Source organism: Paenibacillus sp. WLX2291 (genome assembly GCF_046603665.1).
GTDB lineage: Bacteria > Bacillota > Bacilli > Paenibacillales > Paenibacillaceae > Saccharibacillus.
This window is the reverse complement of sequence record NZ_CP176755.1, coordinates 2,934,490-2,955,860: the sequence shown is the minus strand read 5'-3', so window position 1 is coordinate 2,955,860 and position 21,371 is coordinate 2,934,490. Positions and strand designations below refer to the sequence as shown.

The following is a 21,371-nucleotide window of genomic DNA, read 5'->3' as shown; positions in this document are numbered from 1 at the left end:
TACTACTCTCATCATTATAAAAATTAACTAATCAGCTCCAATTCCAGCTGCTTCAACTCGTAAAAGTAACCTCTCTTCGCCATTAACTCACAATAAGTGCCATTTTCCACGATTTTCCCTTGGTCCATGACAACAATTTGATCCATATCTTCCAATCCGGTTAATCTATGACTCACCATGACCAGTGTAGCATCTTGAACTCGCTCCATCAGAAGGCGGAGAATATGGCGCTCTGTGACATAATCAAGCGATGAAGTAGGCTCGTCCAGCAGCCATATTTGACCAGGTGTAAGCATGGCACGAACCAACGCCAGACGCTGCTTCTCACCGTCCGACCAATTTTCTCCTTTTTCCAGCATGAGATCATCCAGTTTTTTATGACCCAGATTTACTTGCTCTAGCAAATCTGTCAATTGAGCATCGGTGAATGCGTTCGGTTCTAGTAGTAGATTCTCGCGTAATGTTCCATGGAAAAAGTGACCTTGCTGTAGTACGACACGGCTCTGCTTCCAGATGCTATCGGTATTCCATTCACGGATGGGTACACCATTTAGAGAAATCTGTCCCTGATCTGCGGTGTGTAGCTTCAGCAGCAATTCTAATAAGCTGGTTTTGCCCGAACCGCTTGCTCCTACGATAGCGGTTTTTGATCCGGCAGGCAATTGTAAGGAGATATCTTGTAGTGTCCAGCGCCAATCGTTTTCATACCGAAAGTAGACATGTTCCAGTTCTATGTCTACTGCTGCATCATGTTGCAATGATTGAACAGGTTCTGGCACTGGCGGCGTTTGCGGTACTATTTCATTCAGGCGTTTGGCTGCAAATTCGCTGTCCTGCTTGTAGGCAGGCAATGTCGCCATCGCCGCGGACTCATCGAATACCGTCATAGCCGTCATAATGAGCATCGCTAGAAAGATACCTTCCATCGAACCGTCAACAATTAACCACGCGCCTACTGCAAGCACACACCACGACATGATAAAGGTAGTCAACGCATGCAGAGATTGCCCACGAAGGAGACGAGTAGCATCGTTGTGCTGCATCTCGGTCAATTCCTCGGAAATCTGTGCCAGATGTTGCTCACGCTGTTGCAGTTGCCGATATACTTTCAGATCGATAAAGCCATACATCATTTCCGCTGCCTCAGTTGAAAATGCTGCTCGTTGTTTGCGTACAGCACCTTGGTTTTGCTGTCCTTTTCGAATAACCGCTGGCACGACAAACGCGATCAGGATCATGCCAAGCACGAACAACAATGCAATCCAGATTGAGAAAAAGGACGTGAAGATCACCGTAGCCAAAAACACCGATATGACGATCATCGGTGGATAGGCAACCCGCAAAAAGTAAAATTGCAGACTCTCCACATCCCCAACAATTACAGCGAGCAGATCTCCGCTACGCTGACGATTCAACACGTTTGGCGACAGCGGAATCAGTCTGGCGAAAAAGGTCGTCCGTAGCCGACTCAGCAACGAGAATGTAGCACGGTGCGAATACAGACGCTCGCCATAGCGACTGGCTGCGCGCGTTAGTCCCAGCAATTTGACCAGCGATGCCAGTAAGATCAGCGTATAAAGAGGAGGGAGGAAGACCGTTTTCGAGATTAGATACCCACTCATGGAAAATAAAGCAACCCCAGCAATCCCAGCGAGAAATCCGGCACCGATGGAGAGCAGTATATCTTTGCGCTCTTGAAGCATTGCTCTGGCAAAAATGGACAGTTCGCTCATCCTACCACCTCCTGACGACGAGTGTGTATCATTTCCTCATATTGCGGAACGGCATGTAGTAATTGCTCATGTGTGCCGCTGGATAGTAGCTTGCCCTGCTCCATAAACAGAATGCAATCAGCTTCTCGAATCGTATGCAGCCGATGCGCAATCGTAATGACTGTGGCGTGCTGTGATAATTGACGGATCGAACGCAGCAATATACGTTCTGTATGCAAATCAAGACCGGTGGTCGGTTCGTCAAACAGTAGCACAGACGGCTTTTTCAAAAACGCTCGTGCGAGAGCAAGTCGCTGCTTTTCGCCGCCGGATAAGCCTCGTCCACCTTCACCTACCGGGGTATCGTAACCATGTTCCAACTCCGCAATCAGTTCCGATAAACCAGCTGATTCAGCTGCCGCCGCGATTTCTACTGCCGAGACTTCTCTATCTACTGATATGACAATATTTTCGGCAATCGTTCCTGCAAAAATATAAGGATGCTGTGTAATGTACGAGATTTGTGAGAACCATGTTTGTTCATTTGCAGTCGTTAATAACTGATGATCCACACGAATTTCGCCGCTGGAAGGAGGAAGCAGCCCGGCAATCAGATGCAGCAGTGTCGTTTTGCCAGCACCGCTTTTGCCGACGATCGCAATATTGTGTCCCGGCTCGATACATAGTCCGTCTATGTTCAATTCAAAATCTCCAGAACGATAATGAAAAGCCAGCTGTCGCAGTTCAATCATAGGTGCGTTTGGTTTGGCAATTGACAGTAGGGAAGACGGGGCAGCATAATTTGTAGCATTTGTAGCATTTGTAGCATTTGTAGCATTTGTAGCATTTGTAGCATTTGTAGCATTTGTAGCATTTGTAGCATTTGTAGCATTTGTAGCATGAATAGCAGTATTCGCATCATTTTCTTGCATATGCGCACTGTTGCTACCATCATTTGAACCCTGCAATAACGCTTCAATATTGCGAATAGCGCCCATACTTGTACGTCCGCCGTGAAATGCTGTACCTGCATTTTTTAGCATATTATAGAACTCTGGTACCAATAGCAAAATCAGAAACGCTACATGAAAATTCAACGCTTTGAAGACCACCAGCTGCAAAGCCAGTTCCAACGCAACAATACCGATGCCCAGCATAACAATTGTTTCCAGTGCAAACGTATTTGTAAAAGCCACTTTTAAAATACTCATCGTGGAATCCCTATATGCCAAACTGCGCTGTTCCATTGTGCGCTGTTGTTCTCCGGTACGTCCAAACAATTTTAATGTAATCATTCCTTGCAGAGAATCGAGAAAAGTGCCAGAAAACAAAGACAGCTGCTGGAATTTCTCTTCGGATTTTTGCCGTGTCTGGATACCGATCAATGCCATAAATAACGGGATAAATGGAGCGGTAAACAGCAATATAAGTCCTGATGGAACATGCAGACTGAACACAACTAGCAAAATTAGCACCGGTACGATAGACGCTTCGATCATTTTGGGCACGTACTGGCTAAAATAGCTATCCGCTTCATCAACGCTATCGAGTGCGACACTGATTTTACTGCCGGTTTGCCCTTGACGTGCAGACATCAGCGGATGCGAAGCCAGCAGGCGCAGCAATCGAAGACGCAGTGTGCGCTTCGCATCTGCCGCTATCTTTAGCCCGATATAACCATTTACATATGAAATCCAAGTACGCAGGATCATTACGATAAGCAAAGCGCCAGCGACGACAGTCCATGAGCGTAGTGGAGCTGATTCAACAAAGATCTGCTGCACGCCTTCAGCCAGTAGTACAGCTTGCAAGATGGTCATGATGCCAAGCGCAAAGGAGAGCAGTCGTATGAACCGGGTACGTTTGCGATGTGCAAGCATAATTTCCTTTAAAAGTCCGGCGTTTGTTTTCATGGATTCATCCCTCCTCAGCGTTTGCCTTTGACATAATCCGCATCAAAAAGAAATAGTCGGAATACGAGGGCAAGTGACGGAATGAGCAGCAGCAGTCCGCCGATAAAAGCAGCAATCAGCGCAATCCCCATCGCTTCTCCAGTTGCGCTACCCTGCACCGTAATATAAGGATCGAGAATGTAAGGATAATGCCCGATACCGTAAGCAAAAAAGGCACAGCCGAATTGAAGCATCACGCCTATAAATGCCCAGTCATAATGGCGTCCTTTGTACAGCAGCCACAGTACAATTAGAAAACAGAGAACGGATAAACCGAGCAACCACCACAAATTCATCATATTTTGAAAATGACGTTCATTGTGCTGACTCAAATATAGAAATGCTGTAAATGCAGCAATGATGGTCGGAGTACTCCAGAACAACGCGTAACTGCGCAATAGCTCAAGCGCCGGACGATCGTCTGCCCGATGTGCATAAAAGGATAGAAAACAAGCGCTAATAAACAGAACTGAGGTCAGCGCCAGAGCGACAATGCTCCAAGCAAGCGGACTCGTAAGCAACTTTACATATTCCAGATGTACAGCGCCATTTTGCTCAATAATAAATCCGCCTTCCGACAGTACAAGCGCGACTGATAACGATGCTGGAATCAGCAATCCAGTTGCACCGTATAAAAACAGAAAAACGATGTTTTTCTTGGAACCATAATTCTCAAACGCATAGAACGAACCGCGAATCGCCAGCAAAATAATCGCAATGCTGCCCGGCACTAGCAGCGCCGCTCCATAATAGTGAGCAGCATCTGGGAAAAAGCCAATCAGCCCGATAAAGAAAAATACAAAGAATACATTCGTAATCTCCCAGACAGGCGACAGATAGCGAGAAATGAGGCGGTTGATCAGATGATCTTTGCCCGTTGCCCGCGCATAGAAGGCAAAAAAGCCTGCGCCAAAATCAATGGATGCAATTATCAAATATCCGTACAGAAAAATCCACAATACCGAAATTCCGACCATTTCATAACTCATGATGTCAGATCACCTGCTTCCTTGGACAACGTTGCCTCTGCATGTGCCGCCTTTTCCAGCTCTGCTTCTGCGGGATTGTTGCGGAACAGTCGGCGCAGCACGACAATGCACAATGTGCCGAGAATAATATACAGCAATAAAAAGACGAAAAAGAGCGGCATTATACTTGGTGAAGTGGTGGCTGCTTCGTCCACACGCATATAACCACGAATGATCCATGGCTGTCGTCCGACTTCAGCATAAAACCAGCCCAGCTCTACTGCGAGAAAAGCAAGCGGTGCACCGAACACAATCGTGCGCAGCATCCAGCGATGATGCTCGTTGCGCTTTTTCCAGAATAGGAGTACGAAGAACAGCACAGACACAGCCAGTAACGCAAAGCCGATGCTAACCATAAAATCGAACAAATAATGCACCAGTAGCGGCGGTTGCTCATCGGCAGGAAATTCGTTCAACCCTGTAACTTCGGCATTAAAATCGCTAAATGCCAAAAAGCTGAGTGCTTTTGGTAGATGTAGCGCACCAATCACTTCGCGTTCCGCATTCAACCAGCCGAGAAAGATCAGATCGGCGCCTTTTTCAGTCTCAAAATGCCATTCGGCAGCAGCTAGCTTTTCCGGCTGATGCTCTGCGAGAAACTTGGCGGAAACATCGCCTGCAAAGGCAGTCAAAAAGCTAAAAATCAGCAGCACGCTCATCATTAGCTTGAGCGCTTTTTGGCTGTATACAGAAGCACCTTTTTTGAGAATGGAAAATGCGGCGATGGCTGCTAGCAGGGCGGCGCCAGTCATATAAGCGGATGTGAGTACGTGAAATACTTTGGATGGTGTTGCTTCATTAAACATCGCTTGCAGCGGATAGATTGCCGTAAATTGTCCATTTTCCAGTACGAATCCGTCCGGTTGATTCATAAAACCGTTGACCGTAGTAATAAAAACAGCAGACATGGCTGCGCCCAGAACAATCGGGATCGTTAACAGCCAGTGAAGATACGGATTGCGGAATCGCTCCCACGTATACAGATAGATGCCTAGAAAAATAGCTTCAAAGAAAAAAGCAAATACTTCCATGAATAACGGGAGCGCAATTACATTCCCGGCAAGCTGCATAAAGTTAGGCCAAACCAATGCCAATTGCAATGAAATAGCGGTTCCTGTGACCACACCTACGGCAACAGAAATGATAAATCCTCTAGTCCAACGCTTTGCCATTAACGTATAATGCTTGTCTTTTTTACGAATACCGACTAATTCTGCGATTGAGATCATAAGTGGAATGGCAACGCCAATCGTTGCGAAAATAACATGAAAAGATAAGGTTAGCCCGGTTACCAATCGGCTCCATAATACTGTGTCAATGATCATATGTGATATCCCTTCTTTTAACTGCTCTATGATGAGAGTCTTGATGGAGCCTAGCGTACCAATTTTTTTATTGGCGATGTGATATTTAATACAATTTTCAAACAAATAACAAAGATTTAAGTCAATTTAGTGAAAAAATGCACAATAACCCTTTGGAGCTATTGCATTTAGAGGCGTAATTCTGGATAGCTGTATTTAACGACAGAGTTACTGTTTTTGTGTGACTGATCGAATAGAAGTATACTGATATCATAGGAGTCAAGTTTTGAACTGAAAGATAAAGGAGGATCACAATGCAAAAAATAAGCCATTCCTTCAGCGGTGCTCTTCGAACGTTTTCGTTCTGGATTGCAAATGGAACAGTTGGATTACCATTACTTAACGGTATGGATTACTCATGTATATTTGAAGAACCGAGTGCTTTGGAGCAAGTATATGCGATTTTTGCTAATGTCATTGAGATGGATGAGGAAGGTGTAGTCTGTAATGCAAAGCATGCAGAAATGAGAGCAGCGCAGTTCATTCGTAGTTATATTGATGAACAATACAAAGTGGAGCCAGAATTTGAGAATTGGGAAGTAGCACTTTATTAGATAGGATGAGCTTATATTGTGTAGAAAAGGGACCTTCTAAAGTAGATTAACTTTTAAGCAGGTGCATGTATACTTACTATAGTATTGGGAAATATCTCAAGACGACAAAAAGGAAGGTAGCGAATGATGCCACCTTCCTTTTACTTATAATAATTGAATGCTCTATTGCGCTCCACACCAAAATAAAAATTCCAATCACGAACTGCTACTACACGAGCTGCACGAACTTCCGCTGCTGCATGAGCTACTACTACACGAGCTACTACTGCACGAACTACCGGAATGATCCGAGTGATTCGAATGATGTCCGCCGGAGTGACCCGAATTATAGTCTGAACCGGAAGAACCCGTTCCGCATGCTGAACTGGAGTGCGAGGTCGCTTGGGAATGTTGCTGTTGCACGTCTGTTGGCAAATGGGAATTGATAGATGAACAGAAATCCGCAGGTGGCAAAGCTGAATAGTATACACATGCCGCTGCTGCCGTACCCAGTCCATAATTGTTATCGCTATAATAACTGGATGTGTACGAGCTACTAGAATCAGAACTGCTATTGTGGTTGGCTGTACGATTCCGGTGATCGCCCGGTTTATTACCTTGTAGCACTGCTTGATTATGCGCCTGAAAACGCTGATTCAGATACAAAATCGCCTGCTTGGCTTCCGGGCTATGTTCAAATGTCGCCCGATTGTACGTCCATTGACCCTGCTGATTCGGATGAAACATCAGTAATTCATTAATCGTGGACTTCGATAACGGAAACCGGAAGAAGCTTCCCCACAAATACGAATTGGCGCGCTCCATTGGGAATAGCTCCGCATATGCCCAATCAAATAGCGCTCGTTGATCTGGTAGCGATACTTTGCCACCATGCGGAGAATGATGCAGCATATACCCATAAAATTGCTCACAAAATTGCTGATAATCCCGTGTAAACATCAACATTTCATGCCATACACTATCCACTTTATCGCTAAACATCGGTACTTCACGAAACAGAGCACAGAGCAGCAGATAACGCTTCATCTCAAACCAGCGCCATTCGTACTCATCCCGACTCAATTCTGGATGCTCGGTCAATATGCGCTGGCGCAGCTGATGGTCATAATGAGCCGGTAACGATTGCAACAACTTGTGCGCTAACGGTTCGCAAGGATGACCGGGCGGCACCAGATGAGCAGGAGGGGGAGAATGTTTACGGAAAAATCGCTCATCCTGCGCTGCACGACGACCTTGCTGCTGGGATTTGCTTTTGGATACATTAATGATAATCAAAACGACAGCAAATATAACAATAACGACTGTAAATGACGTGGGCATAACGTAAAACCTCCATTCATATACACATCAGGAATATAAAATTGATAACAATATTAAAGTACAGCTTGCTTCTGCACACGTTGTTCAAATTCGTGACGAATTTCTCGCAGCAGTTCACTATCGGTCATTACATCAAACGCCGTTTCTGCCAGTACAATTCCAGTAAAAATCATAGCATCCAGCGCTTGCGGTTCCTGCGCGCGATCACGGAAACCAATGCTGTGCAGTTCATGCTTTTCGTCCGTCACCTTCATATATGGATGAATCGCAGGGCAGCGTACGGAGACGTTGCCGAGATCAAGCGAACCTGCATCTTTGCCAGAATGAATTTCGTCTAGGGCAATACCGTTAGCAATCAGGTTGCGGTTAAACGTAGCTGATAGTGTCTGATTCGTAATCAGCTCATCATAGGAATATTCATAATTACAAATTTCCAAACGGCAACCGGTTTGGAGTGCTGCACCGTGAGCGACGTTTTTTACACGCTCTACCAGCTCATTCGTATACGCACGACTACCTGAACGTACATAAAATTGTGCAGACGCATAATCTGGGATGACATTGGCAGCTACACCGCCATGATTAATAATGCCATGAATCCGTGTATCACTACGCGTTTGCTGTCGCATTGCATTTACGCCGTTAAATAGCTGCAATACCGCATCCAATGCGTTGATACCATGCTGTGGACTAGCTGCCGCATGAGCCGATTTACCAAAATACTCAAATTGTAGCGCATCCATTGCCAGCGAAATTCCCGATTCTTCATACGCATAATACGGATGCGCCATCATCGCAAAATCGCAATCATCAAACCAGCCTGCTGCTGCCATCGGAACCTTCGCCCCGCGCGTTTCCTCTGCTGGTGTACCATACACGCGAATCGTACCGCCAATCTCATCCAGTACACTCTTTAGCCCAACCGCCGCACCGACACTCATCATACAAATCAGATGATGCCCGCACGCATGCCCAATCTCAGGCAACGCATCATACTCACACATCAACCCGACAACAGGACCCGGCTTTGCTGCCGAATACGTAGCCAAAAACGCCGTCTCAATCCCAAGTGCAGCCCCTTGCACATCAAACCCATGCTCCACCAGCACCTGTTTCAAAGCCGCCGAAGCTTTAAACTCCTCACTGCCCAATTCCGGATTCTGTCCAATATACGTCGATACCGCTTGAAACGCTTCCGCATTCTGCTCAATCGTAGCTCTAATCTGCTGTTTCAGTTGCTCATGACTCATGATGTAATTCTCCTTTGGATCAAATATGTAAAGGTGTACCTGCTAACAGTATAGCATGATGGCGGAATCAAGTGTGTTGCAAACGAATTTCAGTTTGGAACAAGCTGGTTTACTTTGCACTACAGTAAAGAAAGCTTGAAAATAAACTAGATACATTCAAAGATACTTGATTGCACTAGCGGAGGAAAAGGAATTGGGGAAAAGAACGATTTTGGAGGTGCGAGAATCTTCATTTACTCCTAATCCAAAAGATTCTCGTGCCTCTACTCAAGTTCGTTCCCCAATCCTTTTCCGCAGCGGTTGTACTCACAACCAACCTATTTTAAATTGCTATAGCGTCCCAATTTATTCCCACTCATGTATACAAAACCATTGAATAATCATACAATTTCATTTATAATAACCCGGTTGACTCCAAAGTCACATAGGAACAAGCACCATCCACATCATAGGACGTAAAGGAGATAGAAGGTTGAAAGCACTAAAACCATGGCTTGCATGTACACTCAGCATGCTGATGCTGTTTTTTATGATTGTACCTCTGGCATCTGCCTCAGAAGGTTCCGGCAAAAAGATTATTGTCGGCTTGAGCGCGGATTTTGCACCGTATGAGTTTCGCAAAAATATCGACGGTGAAGATCAGATCGTCGGTTCTGATGTAGAGATTGCCAAGCGCATCGCCGCAGATATGGGCGCGCAGTTAGAAATTCAAGACATTCCGTTTGACAGTTTGCTGCCCGCTTTGGACAGCGGACGGATCGATATGATCATTTCCGGTATGACGCCAACAGCGGAACGCCGTAAAAATGTCGATTTCTCGGATTCCTACTATATTTCGCGTCAGGTTATCATGACCCGTGCGGAAGACAAGGATAAATACGCTACGCTGGACAGCCTGAAAGGTGTATCCATCGGCGTACAAAAAGGTTCGATCCAAGAAGGTATCGCCAAAGATATCGAAGGTGCCAAGTTGACTTCGGTTGACCGCATTTCTGATATCGTACTGCAATTGCAATCCGGTCGTGTAGATGCAGCAGTTATGGAAGGGCCTGTAGCAGAAGGTCAAGTTGCCAATAGTAGCGACCTGGCTATCACAGCAGCAACCATTCCAGATAGTGATACCGAGATGGCGATTGCTGTAGAAAAAGGTAATACTGAGTTATTGAGCCAGATCAACGGTACACTGGCTGAATTAAAGAAGACAGATGAGGTTTCCAAGTTCGTGCAGGACGCAACTGCCTTGAATTCAGATGAGCAGAAAGCTTCGTCCAACATCTTCAATATTTTCTGGGATTATCGCCATTATTATGCCAAAGGCGTGCAGTATACACTGTTGCTCTCCGCACTGGGCGTACTGTTCGGTTTTGTAATCGGTCTGATCGTAGCGCTCATGCGCTTGTCGAACGTAGGTATTCTGCGTTGGATCGCGATGACGTATATTGAGATTTTGCGTGGTACACCGATGCTGGTGCAATTGCTGATCATCCATTATGGGATTGCGCAAACGTTCCATATTGAATTCAGCGTATTGCAATCTGGTATTATTACGCTATCGATCAATAGCTCTGCTTATTTGGCAGAGATTTTCCGAGCTGGTATTCAGGGTGTGGATCGTGGACAGTCCGAAGCGGCACGTTCGCTCGGTATGTCGTATGGTGCAACATTGCGCCACATTATTATCCCGCAAGCAGTCAAAAGTGTATTGCCAGCAATCGGTAATGAGTTTATCGTCATTATCAAGGAATCATCGATCGTTTCCTTTATCGGGGTCGCCGATCTGATGTTCCAAGCGCAAGCAGTACGCAGTATTACGTATTCCGCATTAAATCCGTTGCTGATTGCAGCAGCCATTTACTTTGTAATGACATTTGTATTGTCCAAATTGCTGGGCATCTTGGAAAGGAGATGGAGTGTAAGTGATCGACGTTAAAGGTCTACAAAAGTCTTTTGGCAAAAATCAGGTGCTCACCGGCATCGATATCGAGATTGCACAGGGCGAAGTTGTCGTTGTAATTGGTCCAAGTGGATCGGGGAAAAGTACATTTTTGCGTTGTCTGAATCTGCTAGAGCAGCCGACAGGCGGCGAGATTTATTTTGAAAATGAACTGATTACTGCCCGCAAGTACGATATCGACAGTGCTCGCAAAAATATGGGCATGGTGTTCCAGCACTTCAATCTGTTTCCACACAAAACGGTACTGCAAAACCTGACGATTGCACCGATCAAAGTGAAAAAGCTCGACAAAGCAGCAGCCGAGAAGATCGCTCTCGATCTGCTACAAACCGTCGGTCTGTCTGACAAAAAAGACAGCTATCCAAATCAGCTGTCTGGTGGTCAGAAGCAGCGCATTGCGATTGCTCGTGCACTGGCAATGCAGCCGCATGTGATGCTGTTTGACGAGCCGACATCTGCACTCGACCCAGAGATGGTTGGCGAAGTGCTGGAAGTTATGAAAAAACTCGCTCAACAGGGCATGACAATGGTCATTGTCACGCATGAGATGGGTTTCGCACGTGAAGTTGGCGACCGTATCATCTTCATGGATGGTGGGCAAATTGTGGAGCAGGGCACACCGGAGCAGGTCTTCGGCGCACCTTCGCACCCGCGTACTCAGGACTTCCTCAGCAAAGTATTGTAAAAGATCGCCGTATGATGGCGATTCACTAAGGAACAATCGCAAAGTATATGATCATTGATCCGAATAAGGATGAATGATCATATGCTTTTTTTGTATAACGTATTACAGGTTCTCGTAAATTGTTATTATTAGTAATATAGTATATAATGATTACCGATAATGCCGATTCGAATGGAATCCTTTATTTGATATTGTTTATATATTGTAAAAGGATAATCTTCTATTGTACTATCAGTTATTTTACTTATTGGAGGAATGTACTGTGGCGAAGTTGTTTACACCTTATAAACTAAAAAACCTGGAGCTGAAAAATCGTGTGGTTTTGCCGCCGATGTGCCAGTACTCCGTGCATACCAAAGACGGAATGCCCAACGAATGGCATAACGTTCACTATATTAGCCGCGCTGTTGGCGGCACTGGTCTGATCATTGTAGAAATGACGGCGGTTCATCCAGATGGACGCATTACCGACGAAGATACTGGAATCTGGTCGGATGACTTTATCCCAGCATGGCGCCATATTGTCGATCAAGTTCACAACTATGGTAGCAAAATCGGTATTCAGCTCGGTCACGCTGGGCGCAAAGCAGAAGATGCCAATCCGCCGGTTGCGCCATCTGCGATTGCGTACGATGGAGAAGGCTACAAGGAGCCGCACGCGCTGTCTACAGCAGAGGTCGAAGAACTGATTCAGGCATACGGTGATGCTGCACGACGCGCCGTAGAAGCGGGCTTTGACACCGTAGAGATTCATGGAGCACATGGTTATCTGGTGCATCAGTTCCATTCTCCACTTGTGAACAAGCGCGATGATGAGTACGGCAAAGATCTGCCATTGTTTGGAGAAAAAGTCGTTCAAGCCGTTCGAAAAGCAGTACCGGACGATATGGCAGTATTAATGAGAGTATCGGCACGCGAATATGTAGATCATGGGTATAGCGTGAACGAGATTGAAGATACATGTCGTCGTTACCGCGATGCTGGAGTTGATATGTTACATGTATCTTCCGGTGGAGAAGGCCCGGTTGGAGCAGGTGGCATGAAGGTCGTCCCTGCATATCAAGCGGAAATGGCTGCACAATTGAAACGTGCACTGAATATTCCTGTCATTGCTGTTGGCTTATTGGATGAGTACGAAGATGCTGAGCGCGTACTAGAGCAAGATCAGGCTGATCTGGTTGCGATTGGACGTGCAATGCTGCGCGATCCATATTGGCCTGTCCATGCAGCCAAAGCTTTGCAAGTGGAAGCGGATGTTCCTGTTCCATACTTGCGCGGCTACCGCAAATAATCGTTTCACGCAATTAATACGTCAGAGAACGCCATTTTCCGAAATGTAACTTTGGAAAATGGCGTTTTTGCTATATTAAAAATGACAAAGTTGAAATAAATGTAGATGCATATTTGTCACCTGCAAGCCGCACGGTGCTTGGATTTGTGGCAAAATAGTGCAGCTACTTTTAACCATTTTGAAATAATTTTTTGCGAAGATGTGATCCAAATGGAAACCATCCGCGTTGATAGGGATAGGAACAGTCAACAACAATCATTTTTGCAAAGGAGTTTTTAATGATGAAGATGAAAAAAATAATTGCACCTGTTTTGACGTTATCTCTGCTTGTGCCGACTACTGGTGCTTTTGCGGCAGACATGAATTCCACTACTACAACAGCACCAACAGTAAGCACCAAAGCAGCGGAATTACGTGCAGGTCTGGATTATCTTTTATCCGAGCACTTTAAACTGGCTGTTGAAGCAATGACCAAAGCATATGAAGGCGCACCTGATGCAGCCGAAGCTTACAAAGCACTCGACCAGAATGCGGTCGATATGGGACCTGCTATCGAATCTCTGTACGGCAAACAAGGAGCTGACGAGTTCGAGCGTATCTTCCGTGCTCATAACCAATACACTGATGAACTGGTAAAAGCAACAAAAGCGAATGACCAGACAGCTGTGAAAGCAGCCGAAGCGAAAGTTCAAACGTTTGTCGATGAATTCTCCGCTTTCCTGGCAACAGCAACTGAAAATAAACTGCCTGAAGATGCAGCAGCCAAAGCTATTCGCCTGCATGAAGATGAAGTACAAGATGTATTTGAAAAATACGTAGCTGGCGATTACAGCGGTGCGTATACAGAATATCGTGAAGGTCTGAACACGATGTTTACTATCAGTAAAGCATTGTCCGGTGCTATCGTAGCGCAAAAACCAGCAATGTTTGACAACACGAGCGTTGATACACCAGCCGCTGATCTGCGTTCTGCATTGAACCATCTGGCAGCTGAGCACTTTGCACTGTCCACACTGCAAATGAAAGAGCAGTATGATGGTAAATCTGCTGCTTCTGATGCACTGATTGCCGCTGAAGCAGGCAACACAAACGATTTCAAAGCAGCGATTGCATCTATCTATGGCAATGCAGGTGCTGATCAATTCGAACAAATCTGGGTAACTAATCACATCAAAGCACAAAGCGACTATGTAGATGCACTGAAAAAGAATGATCAAGCAGCATTGACAGCAGTGAAAGATCGCATCACTACATTTACAAAAGACTTCGCTAGCTTCTTAGGTACAGCTACAGCCAACAACCTGCCAGCTAGCGCAGCCCAAAATGCACTGATGACACACGAAGATCAAGTACAAGCTGTCATTGATAAATATGCAAGCAAAGACTATGCTGGTTCTTACACTGCCGACCGTGAAGGCTACAAAACAATGTTCGGTATCGGCGAAGCACTGGGTGGCGCAATTGTAAAACAATACCCTGACAAATTTGCAACAGCTTCTGCACCAGCAGAGCAACCGCAAACAACGACACCAGCACCAACTCCAACAACACCAAGCACATCTACACCATCGACTTCGACTTCTGATGATATGATGATCTGGATGAAGCTGAACAGCAAAACGCTGAAAATCGATGGTAAAACAACGATGATGGATACTGCTCCAATGGTTATGAATGGCACTACGTATATTCCACTGCGCTATTTGGGCGAAGGAATCGGTGCGAAAGTAACTTGGAACAAAGCAGCTAACGAAGTAACTGTAACTGCTGGTTCCGATACTATGAAATTCTGGATTGGCAAAGATACAGTCGTAGTAAATGGTCAAACCAAAAAACTGTCCGCAACAGCAATGGTGAACAGCGATGGTCGTACGGTTGTACCACTGCGCTCGATCACTGAACTGCTTGGCTGGGATGTAGAATGGAGCGACAACAACAGCTCAATCACACTGACCAAATCGATGTAATACAGCAATAATCTGTTTGTAACAACACGCTAAAATCCAATCACTCGCCCTTCGTCCCGGCGACGTGGTTGACTACAAACCATCCAACCCCTTCTGAATGAACAGATACCCCTTATCGGTGGCTCCCCAACCACTGATGAGGGGTATTTATGTGTCATGATCTATGTTATCGATAAGTACGACAAGGTTAAATTGAATAGATGACTGAAATGATCTTCTTGCGCATTTGTGCAAATATGCCATTTCACATGCTTGAATATAGACTATAGTCCTAATATCCGCTAAAATGAATGTGTTGAGAATCAAAGGCATATCTGTTTGGGTAATTATTTATTACCTCTTAATGGAAAACATGTGTTTCCAGAGCGAGCTTTAATGATGATAGAGCGATCTGGATATTCATGGAACATAGTTGTACATACTCTATGCCGTCCGTTCGTTCTACCAGTCGATAGGGTGCTGGCACACCTGAGAATTGAAGCTGAAACCATATGTATGTTTCTCCGTATTAACCTGCATAACAAACAACCGGGTGTGCATGACCGGGGTTTTGTGTTAGGCATTGCGCATTTTAAATAATCAAGTGGAGGGAACAAAGTTATGTCTATTTTCAAACGTTTGCGTGATCTTACGCTGTCCAATGTGTACGCCCTGATCGAAAAGGCAGAAGACCCGATCAAAATGACAGATCAGTATATTCGCGATATGGCAGCCGATCTGGAAGATGCGGAAAAAGCAGTCGCTTCACAAATTGCTATTGAGAAGCGTTTTAAGCAATTGTACGAAGAACAGGATGCACTAGTGAAAAAACGTGAAGAGCAAGCGCATGTTGCTGCTCAAGCACAAAACATTGATCTCGCTCGTCGTGCGCTGGAAGAAAAGAAAAGCGCCGAAGCGAAGCGTGACGAATACAAAGCTAATTTTGACCAAAACAAAGCGGCAGCTGACAATCTGCGTGGCAAATTGGAAGAGATGCGCAAGCAGCTGAACGAGATGAAGAACAAGCGCGAAACTTTGGTTGCTCGCTATAACGCAGCGAAGGCACAAACCGAGATCAACAAAACGATGAATGGGTTCAGCGCCGATTCAGCCGCTTCCGGTATGAAGCGCATGGAAGACAAAATGTTGCAAATGGAAGCACGCGCCGAAGCAAGCAACGAGATGAACACCAAAGGCAAATCGCTGGACGACGAAATCGAAGCACTTGGCACGAACAAGGAGATCGAGGACGAACTGTCTGCGCTGATGAAGCAATACGAAAAGCAATAATTGTATCCTCATGATGCGGATAACGAACGAAGGCAAGAACGATAACGGTTCTTCCTTCGTTTTTGTTTGGCTATTTTAATCAGATGGACAGTAACATGGAATTGATTCTAAATTGTTGGAGGCTGGAAACTGCATGAATTGGGATATTATACTGCAAATTCTCGTATGGACTGGTGTAGGTGCTGTACTGTTATGTGTGCTTATGTATCTGGATTCTTTTTTTACGAAATATAAGGACATTGCCGAGATCAAGGCAGGCAATACAGCGGTAGCCATTCGACTGGTGATGAAGTTGTTTGCACAAGGTTACATTTTGTCGGTATCGATTAATACGTCGTGGAGTCTGTGGGAAGCAGTGCTTGTATCGATCGTATCGTTTGTGATCTTGCTCGTGTTGGAACAGCTCGCACGACTATTACTCAAGAAAATTGCTGGCTTGGATCTGGATGAAGGTACACGTCAAGGTATGATCGGACATGGATTGCTTGGTGGCGCGCTGCAACTAGTTGGCGCATTTATCATTTCCGCTTCGCTGTAAATGAACAGGTGTGTCTCGAATCTGAAGGAAATAATATCAATTGATAGCAACAAGGATAGAGAGGAATGCATAATCATGGGACTGTGGAAACGAATTAGCAATCTGATCTCCAAACCAGAAGCACCGCGTCCAGACAAAGGGCCGCTGGATTTGCGTGCTGGTGATATATGCGAGGTGTCGCTGATTACATACGAAGTGGTCGGCACTGCGCGTAATGCGGCGCGTAACGCGGTCATGCTAACGCTGCAAGATGGCTCGAACATTGTATATCTGCATGTGGAATCGCGGGAACAACTGCGTTATGCACTGTATGCACCGATTGATGGTGGATTGGAGAATCCGAATGAAGTGCCAACTCATATTGAGATGGATGGCACTGATTATTATTTGGATGAGCAATATAGTGGGACGGTGTTATCTACTGGGCGTACACCTGTATTGCCGGGAGCAGCCAACGGTGATCAGCATGTGTGGCAGCATCAATCGGATGACCACAAGCTGTTGCGCATTGAATGGCAGGGTGGACGTTTTACTCTGTATGAAGGCGAATATGTACTGAATGGCGATGTTTCGGTCATCCGGGCCAATTAGGAGCGAATGTATATGAAACAACGATCATCTTTTACAATAAAACTGATTCTGATCGTCAGTCTGGTTGCATCGCTACTGTCAGGCTGTGGATTTGGCAGCTCGAAGATCAACTACCCGCTGGAATCGGTTAGTCGCAATGGTAATTCTACTTCGTATGTATATCGTGCTGCCAATCAGACGGTGCCGGTAGTGGCGGAGCAATTGTCTGATCAACGCACGCCTGAAAATATGTCAGTGCAAGACCCGGAGCGCATGTTTCTCGTCTATAACGATGAACTGATTCAGGTGCAGCGTGATCCGGCGAAAACGGAAGATACATTAATTGAGGTCGATTCCACCGAATATGTACGACAAAATTACAACTCTAGCTTTTTGCAGGGGTATTTGACGGCGTCGCTGCTTCAGCAATTGTTCGGCGGTAGCAGTTATGGTGGTTACGGAGGATATGGCGGCGGTACATACCGAGGATATACAAGTCAGAACACCTATCCGCCGAAGACGCAGTATAACAAGCCATCTGCACAGGATATGAAGCAGGCTCCACCGCTGACGGTGGATAAATCCGGTTCTATTTTCAAACGAGGCAATACATCCGGATCGAAACGTTCTACGTATGGAAGTGATGTCTCCAATCGCGGTTCGCCATCTTCTAGCGGCACAATCAACCGCGGCAGCAGCTCGTCCAACAAAAGCGGGGGGTTCTTCTCCTCACGCAGCAGTTCGCCCAAATCCAGCTTTGGCTCCGGTAAAGTTCGTAAACGCGGACGAAGATAGAACGGTAAAATGAATTGCATTTGGCAACATCCAAGCAGGAATCTACATTGGTGATACGTAGATTCCTGCTTTTGTTTGTAGATAAAGGGCTAGTATAACCAACCAACCAACCAACCAACCAACCAACCAACCAACCAACCAACCAACCAACCAACCAACCAACCAACCATATTGTTAGTCGAGGAGGGATTTGTTCTATTTTGTTAATATTAAAAAATAAACATATGAAAAATTCATAATAGAAACTATAATATTCTATGCCACTTCAACCGCGAACCCAACATTTCCAGTTCTAGCATACATACGATACGTAGAAAACGTAAATCATCATTTTATAACAATTCACGCTACTTCTTATAGTAAGATACAGCAACGTATGCAAACTCAATAACCATCTTCGACATACAACGCCCTGCCGAACTTTGCATGTACGTTCATTACAGGTTGACTTGCATGTCTATTATACTTGAGTTATAAATGAGACTACGATACCAGGACAGAAATATGTACCTGGCATGTTTACCTTTTGATTTCATCATCAAGTTTGCGTAATGAAGTGAATCTTGTAAGTAAGTGATTGTATGTATATTTATTTTGGAGGGACTATACTTATGACAGCACAACCCGAATCAGAGCAAAATAGTGCAATACCAGCTCAGCTGGATCCTGCCAAATTTCATCGTAAACCGATTACACCCGCAGCAGCTCAACAGAAGATTGCCGCTCATGTCCAACCATCTGCAACTGAACAGATTCCATTGCATACAGCAGGCGGACGTTTTCTAGCACAAACAGTCACAGCACCTCATCCTTATCCGCATTTTCGTCGTTCCGGCATGGACGGTTATGCACTTGTATCTGCTGATCTGAAGCAAGCATCCAGTGATCAGGTGATCTGGCTCAAAGTAGTCGATAATATCCCGTGTGGGTATACGCCATCTGTACATATTACGTCCGGTCATGCTTCACGCATTATGACAGGCGCAATGGTGCCGGACGGTGCGGACGTGGTCGTAATGCTGGAAATGACCGAGCAACGGATAGAAGACGGAGAGACCTTTGTCGGTATCAAGCGTCAGATGGAGAGTGGACGTAATATTACGCCGATCGGTTTGGAAGTTCAGCAGGGCGATGTGCTACTTGAGCAAGGCAGAGTAATCGGAGCAGGGGAGATTAGTGTACTGGCGACCTTTGGCGTACATACGGTCACGGTATATCGTCGTCCACAGGTAGCGGTATTTTCCACAGGTACGGAATTGCTTAGTGTGGAGGACGAGATTGAACCGGGCAAAATCCGCAATAGCAACTCGCTTATGCTCGCTGAGCAAATTACTGCCGCAGGTGGTGAGCCGCATCTGCTGGGAGCTGTCGAAGACGATCTGGAACTGGCACGTGGCATGATGCTGAATGCACTGGAAACGTATGATCTGGTCGTATCCAGCGGTGGTGTCTCGGTTGGAGATTACGATATTATGGGTGACCTTGTACGCAGTGATGATGTAGAGATGCTGTTTAACAAAATCTCAATGCGTCCGGGCAGCGTAACGACTGGTGCAGTCAAGGATGGCAAGCTGTTGTTCGCGCTGTCTGGTAATCCGGGTGCTTGTTTTGTCGGTTGTGAATTACTTGTCCGTCCAACCATTCGTCAAATGATGGGCAGTCAGGACAGTTATTTGCCAGAGTGGCAAGCAGAGCTGGGACGTGACTATGTGAAGATTAACAGCTTTACTCGCTATGTACGCGGACGGCTGGAAGCGCACGATGGCAAGCTGATCGCTTATCCCGCATTGCTGGATGAGTCGAATGTGATGGTGACGATCAAGGATAGCGATTGCCTAATCGTCATTCCACCAACGAGTGAAACATTGCCTGCTGGCACCAGTGTCAGTGTGCTGAGGTTGGTACGCTAATGAGCGGTAATCAGCAGAACACGTCCATCCCGGTTATTCAGATCGTCGGTTACAAAAATGCTGGCAAAACAACACTCATCACTTCATTACTCTCATTATGGGCAGCGGCAGGCAAACGGGTAGCAGTCATCAAGCATGATGCGCATAATTTTCAAATGGATCATGAAGGTACCGATACATTTGCCCATACAGAAGCGGGTGCGGCGGCGGTAGCAATCACTTCGCCGTCTCGTACTGCAATTCTATATGGGCAATCGACACCCTTGGATGAGTTGATTCACCAACTGGCACAAACCGGCAAGCCCCCGTATGATCTGATTATCGTGGAAGGCTTTAAAATGGAAAGTTATCCGAAGGTGGTCATTGTTGCAGATGAAGCAGGGCTGGAATTAGTAGAGCAGGTGACTGCGCTGCACTGGATCTATGCACGTCTACAACCAGAGATCGTCGCTGCCCATTTTTCAAATTTGAAGCAAACACCTATTATTCCATGCGGAAAAGATGGTATTATGGAATTGTTCACGTTATTGAATGCTTACATAGAATCCTGATTTCCCGCATTACCTAAGGATGAACAAGCGCATGTGAACAAATAGAGATGATAGAACGTAGGAGGAGATTAACATGTTAAAAGTAACACTCATCGCAGGAAGCACACGCCCAGAAGCATCCACCACCCGGCTGTGTGAATATATTGCTCGTCTGTTAAAAGAGCAAGGGCATGAAGCAGAAGTATTTGATCTGCAACAGCATCCATTGCCGTTGTACGGTCCGGGCGAAGCGTACGGTCATGAGGAAGTACTGAAGCTGTCCGCTGCTGCCAAAGGCGCGGATGCACTCGTGCTTGCAACACCGGAGTATCACGGTTCACTATCAGGTGTTCTGAAAAATGCACTCGATTTCCTCAACAGCGAGTCTTTTAATAACAAAGTAGTACTAGCTGCTAACTCCGCAGGTGGTCAGGTTGGTACAGCTTCGCTGCTACATCTGCAAACGATCGTGCGCAATCTGCACGGCATCAACTGCCCGGAATGGATATCCATTGGCGGCGCACAGCGTGAGTTTGATCAGGACGGTAATCCGGCTGACGAAGGTGTGGAGCTTCGTATTCGTACAGCAGTCGCTTCGTTTATCGAGCTGGCGGTTAAACTGACAAACGAGAAGTAACAATCATCTAATGATTGGTATGCCAAACACCGTCCTGCGCTTCCA

18 protein-coding genes are annotated in these 21,371 nt (G+C 45.8%); 12 read left to right on the top strand and 6 right to left on the bottom strand.

From position 1 onward, the window contains the following. Positions 1–23: 23 nt before the first annotated feature. From cydC to ACDE64_RS12515, 4 genes are read right to left on the bottom strand one after another with little or no spacing between them, the layout of a single operon-like run. The gene (gene cydC, locus ACDE64_RS12530) at positions 24–1,733 is read right to left on the bottom strand and encodes a thiol reductant ABC exporter subunit CydC (RefSeq protein ID WP_411346979.1); all 1,710 of its coding nucleotides are present in this window, start codon (positions 1,731–1,733) and stop codon (positions 24–26) included. Next, positions 1,730–3,625 carry a thiol reductant ABC exporter subunit CydD gene (gene cydD / locus ACDE64_RS12525; protein WP_411346978.1) on the bottom strand — a complete coding sequence of 632 codons (1,896 nt, stop codon included), beginning with the start codon at positions 3,623–3,625 and terminating at the stop codon, positions 1,730–1,732. Before cydD ends, cydC begins: the two co-directional genes overlap by 4 nt. A gap of 14 nt (positions 3,626–3,639) precedes the next feature. Beyond that, positions 3,640–4,653 carry a cytochrome d ubiquinol oxidase subunit II gene (locus ACDE64_RS12520; protein ID WP_411346977.1) on the bottom strand — a complete coding sequence of 338 codons (1,014 nt, stop codon included), beginning with the start codon at positions 4,651–4,653 and terminating at the stop codon, positions 3,640–3,642. Further along, entirely contained in the window at positions 4,650–6,017 is a 1,368-nt protein-coding gene (locus ACDE64_RS12515; protein WP_411346976.1) for a cytochrome ubiquinol oxidase subunit I, read from the bottom strand. Before ACDE64_RS12515 ends, ACDE64_RS12520 begins: the two co-directional genes overlap by 4 nt. A gap of 293 nt (positions 6,018–6,310) precedes the next feature. On the opposite strand from ACDE64_RS12515, the gene ACDE64_RS12510 reads away from it, so the two are divergent. Next, complete coding sequence (locus ACDE64_RS12510) at positions 6,311–6,610, top strand: hypothetical protein (protein ID WP_411346975.1); 300 nt, start codon at positions 6,311–6,313, stop codon at positions 6,608–6,610. A gap of 195 nt (positions 6,611–6,805) precedes the next feature. Here the strand turns inward: ACDE64_RS12510 and ACDE64_RS12505 are convergent, their stop codons facing one another. Together ACDE64_RS12505 and ACDE64_RS12500 are read right to left on the bottom strand one after the other, a co-directional pair. After that, on the bottom strand, positions 6,806–7,930 hold the full coding sequence (locus tag ACDE64_RS12505; protein ID WP_411346974.1) for a hypothetical protein: 1,125 nt from the start codon (positions 7,928–7,930) through the stop codon (positions 6,806–6,808). A 53-nt stretch (positions 7,931–7,983) separates the two neighbouring features. Next, on the bottom strand, positions 7,984–9,180 hold the full coding sequence (locus tag ACDE64_RS12500; protein WP_411346973.1) for a M20 family metallopeptidase: 1,197 nt from the start codon (positions 9,178–9,180) through the stop codon (positions 7,984–7,986). A gap of 472 nt (positions 9,181–9,652) precedes the next feature. Here ACDE64_RS12500 and ACDE64_RS12495 point away from each other — a divergent pair, with 472 nt between their 5' ends. The 11 genes from ACDE64_RS12495 to ACDE64_RS12445 all read left to right on the top strand — a co-directional run bounded on the left by ACDE64_RS12495 (position 9,653) and on the right by ACDE64_RS12445 (position 21,326). Then, complete coding sequence (locus ACDE64_RS12495; protein ID WP_411346972.1) at positions 9,653–11,110, top strand: ABC transporter substrate-binding protein/permease; 1,458 nt, start codon at positions 9,653–9,655, stop codon at positions 11,108–11,110. Then, entirely contained in the window at positions 11,097–11,819 is a 723-nt protein-coding gene (locus ACDE64_RS12490) for an amino acid ABC transporter ATP-binding protein (RefSeq protein WP_411342525.1), read from the top strand. Before ACDE64_RS12495 ends, ACDE64_RS12490 begins: the two co-directional genes overlap by 14 nt. Before the next feature lie 262 nt (positions 11,820–12,081). After that, positions 12,082–13,110, top strand: a complete 1,029-nt coding sequence (locus tag ACDE64_RS12485) for an NADH:flavin oxidoreductase/NADH oxidase (RefSeq protein ID WP_411346971.1) — start codon at positions 12,082–12,084, stop codon at positions 13,108–13,110. Positions 13,111–13,391: 281 nt separating this feature from the next. Continuing rightward, complete coding sequence (locus tag ACDE64_RS12480; RefSeq protein WP_411346784.1) at positions 13,392–15,077, top strand: copper amine oxidase N-terminal domain-containing protein; 1,686 nt, start codon at positions 13,392–13,394, stop codon at positions 15,075–15,077. Between the two features lie 600 nt (positions 15,078–15,677). Further along, positions 15,678–16,346: a PspA/IM30 family protein gene (locus ACDE64_RS12475; protein ID WP_411342523.1), complete on the top strand. Its 669-nt coding sequence runs from the start codon at positions 15,678–15,680 to the stop codon at positions 16,344–16,346. Between the two features lie 133 nt (positions 16,347–16,479). After that, complete coding sequence (locus ACDE64_RS12470; RefSeq protein WP_411342522.1) at positions 16,480–16,884, top strand: DUF350 domain-containing protein; 405 nt, start codon at positions 16,480–16,482, stop codon at positions 16,882–16,884. Positions 16,885–16,959: 75 nt separating this feature from the next. Continuing rightward, positions 16,960–17,475 carry a DUF4178 domain-containing protein gene (locus ACDE64_RS12465; RefSeq protein ID WP_411346970.1) on the top strand — a complete coding sequence of 172 codons (516 nt, stop codon included), beginning with the start codon at positions 16,960–16,962 and terminating at the stop codon, positions 17,473–17,475. 12 nt (positions 17,476–17,487) lie between these two features. Then, positions 17,488–18,249: a DUF4247 domain-containing protein gene (locus tag ACDE64_RS12460; RefSeq protein WP_411346969.1), complete on the top strand. Its 762-nt coding sequence runs from the start codon at positions 17,488–17,490 to the stop codon at positions 18,247–18,249. Positions 18,250–18,860: 611 nt separating this feature from the next. Next, entirely contained in the window at positions 18,861–20,159 is a 1,299-nt protein-coding gene (glp, locus tag ACDE64_RS12455) for a gephyrin-like molybdotransferase Glp (RefSeq protein WP_411346968.1), read from the top strand. Continuing rightward, positions 20,159–20,710: a molybdopterin-guanine dinucleotide biosynthesis protein B gene (mobB, locus tag ACDE64_RS12450; protein WP_411342518.1), complete on the top strand. Its 552-nt coding sequence runs from the start codon at positions 20,159–20,161 to the stop codon at positions 20,708–20,710. Before glp ends, mobB begins: the two co-directional genes overlap by 1 nt. A 73-nt stretch (positions 20,711–20,783) precedes the next feature. Beyond that, positions 20,784–21,326 carry an NADPH-dependent FMN reductase gene (locus ACDE64_RS12445; RefSeq protein ID WP_411346967.1) on the top strand — a complete coding sequence of 181 codons (543 nt, stop codon included), beginning with the start codon at positions 20,784–20,786 and terminating at the stop codon, positions 21,324–21,326. Positions 21,327–21,371: the final 45 nt, after the last annotated feature.

Excerpts from the sequence above, each read along its gene's own strand:
- ACDE64_RS12480 (WP_411346784.1), top strand. The coding sequence starts at position 13,392 with ATGAAGATGAAAAAAATAATTGCACCTGTTTTGACGTTATCTCTGCTT.
- ACDE64_RS12465 (WP_411346970.1), top strand. The coding sequence starts at position 16,960 with ATGGGACTGTGGAAACGAATTAGCAATCTGATCTCCAAACCAGAAGCA.
- ACDE64_RS12520 (WP_411346977.1), bottom strand. The coding sequence starts at position 4,653 with ATGAGTTATGAAATGGTCGGAATTTCGGTATTGTGGATTTTTCTGTAC.
- cydD (WP_411346978.1), bottom strand. The coding sequence starts at position 3,625 with ATGAAAACAAACGCCGGACTTTTAAAGGAAATTATGCTTGCACATCGC.
- ACDE64_RS12510 (WP_411346975.1), top strand. The coding sequence starts at position 6,311 with ATGCAAAAAATAAGCCATTCCTTCAGCGGTGCTCTTCGAACGTTTTCG.
- ACDE64_RS12505 (WP_411346974.1), bottom strand. The coding sequence starts at position 7,930 with ATGCCCACGTCATTTACAGTCGTTATTGTTATATTTGCTGTCGTTTTG.
- ACDE64_RS12515 (WP_411346976.1), bottom strand. The coding sequence starts at position 6,017 with ATGATCATTGACACAGTATTATGGAGCCGATTGGTAACCGGGCTAACC.
- ACDE64_RS12460 (WP_411346969.1), top strand. The coding sequence starts at position 17,488 with ATGAAACAACGATCATCTTTTACAATAAAACTGATTCTGATCGTCAGT.
- glp (WP_411346968.1), top strand. The coding sequence starts at position 18,861 with ATGACAGCACAACCCGAATCAGAGCAAAATAGTGCAATACCAGCTCAG.
- cydC (WP_411346979.1), bottom strand. The coding sequence starts at position 1,733 with ATGAGCGAACTGTCCATTTTTGCCAGAGCAATGCTTCAAGAGCGCAAA.
- ACDE64_RS12445 (WP_411346967.1), top strand. The coding sequence starts at position 20,784 with ATGTTAAAAGTAACACTCATCGCAGGAAGCACACGCCCAGAAGCATCC.
- ACDE64_RS12470 (WP_411342522.1), top strand. The coding sequence starts at position 16,480 with ATGAATTGGGATATTATACTGCAAATTCTCGTATGGACTGGTGTAGGT.
- mobB (WP_411342518.1), top strand. The coding sequence starts at position 20,159 with ATGAGCGGTAATCAGCAGAACACGTCCATCCCGGTTATTCAGATCGTC.
- ACDE64_RS12475 (WP_411342523.1), top strand. The coding sequence starts at position 15,678 with ATGTCTATTTTCAAACGTTTGCGTGATCTTACGCTGTCCAATGTGTAC.
- ACDE64_RS12500 (WP_411346973.1), bottom strand. The coding sequence starts at position 9,180 with ATGAGTCATGAGCAACTGAAACAGCAGATTAGAGCTACGATTGAGCAG.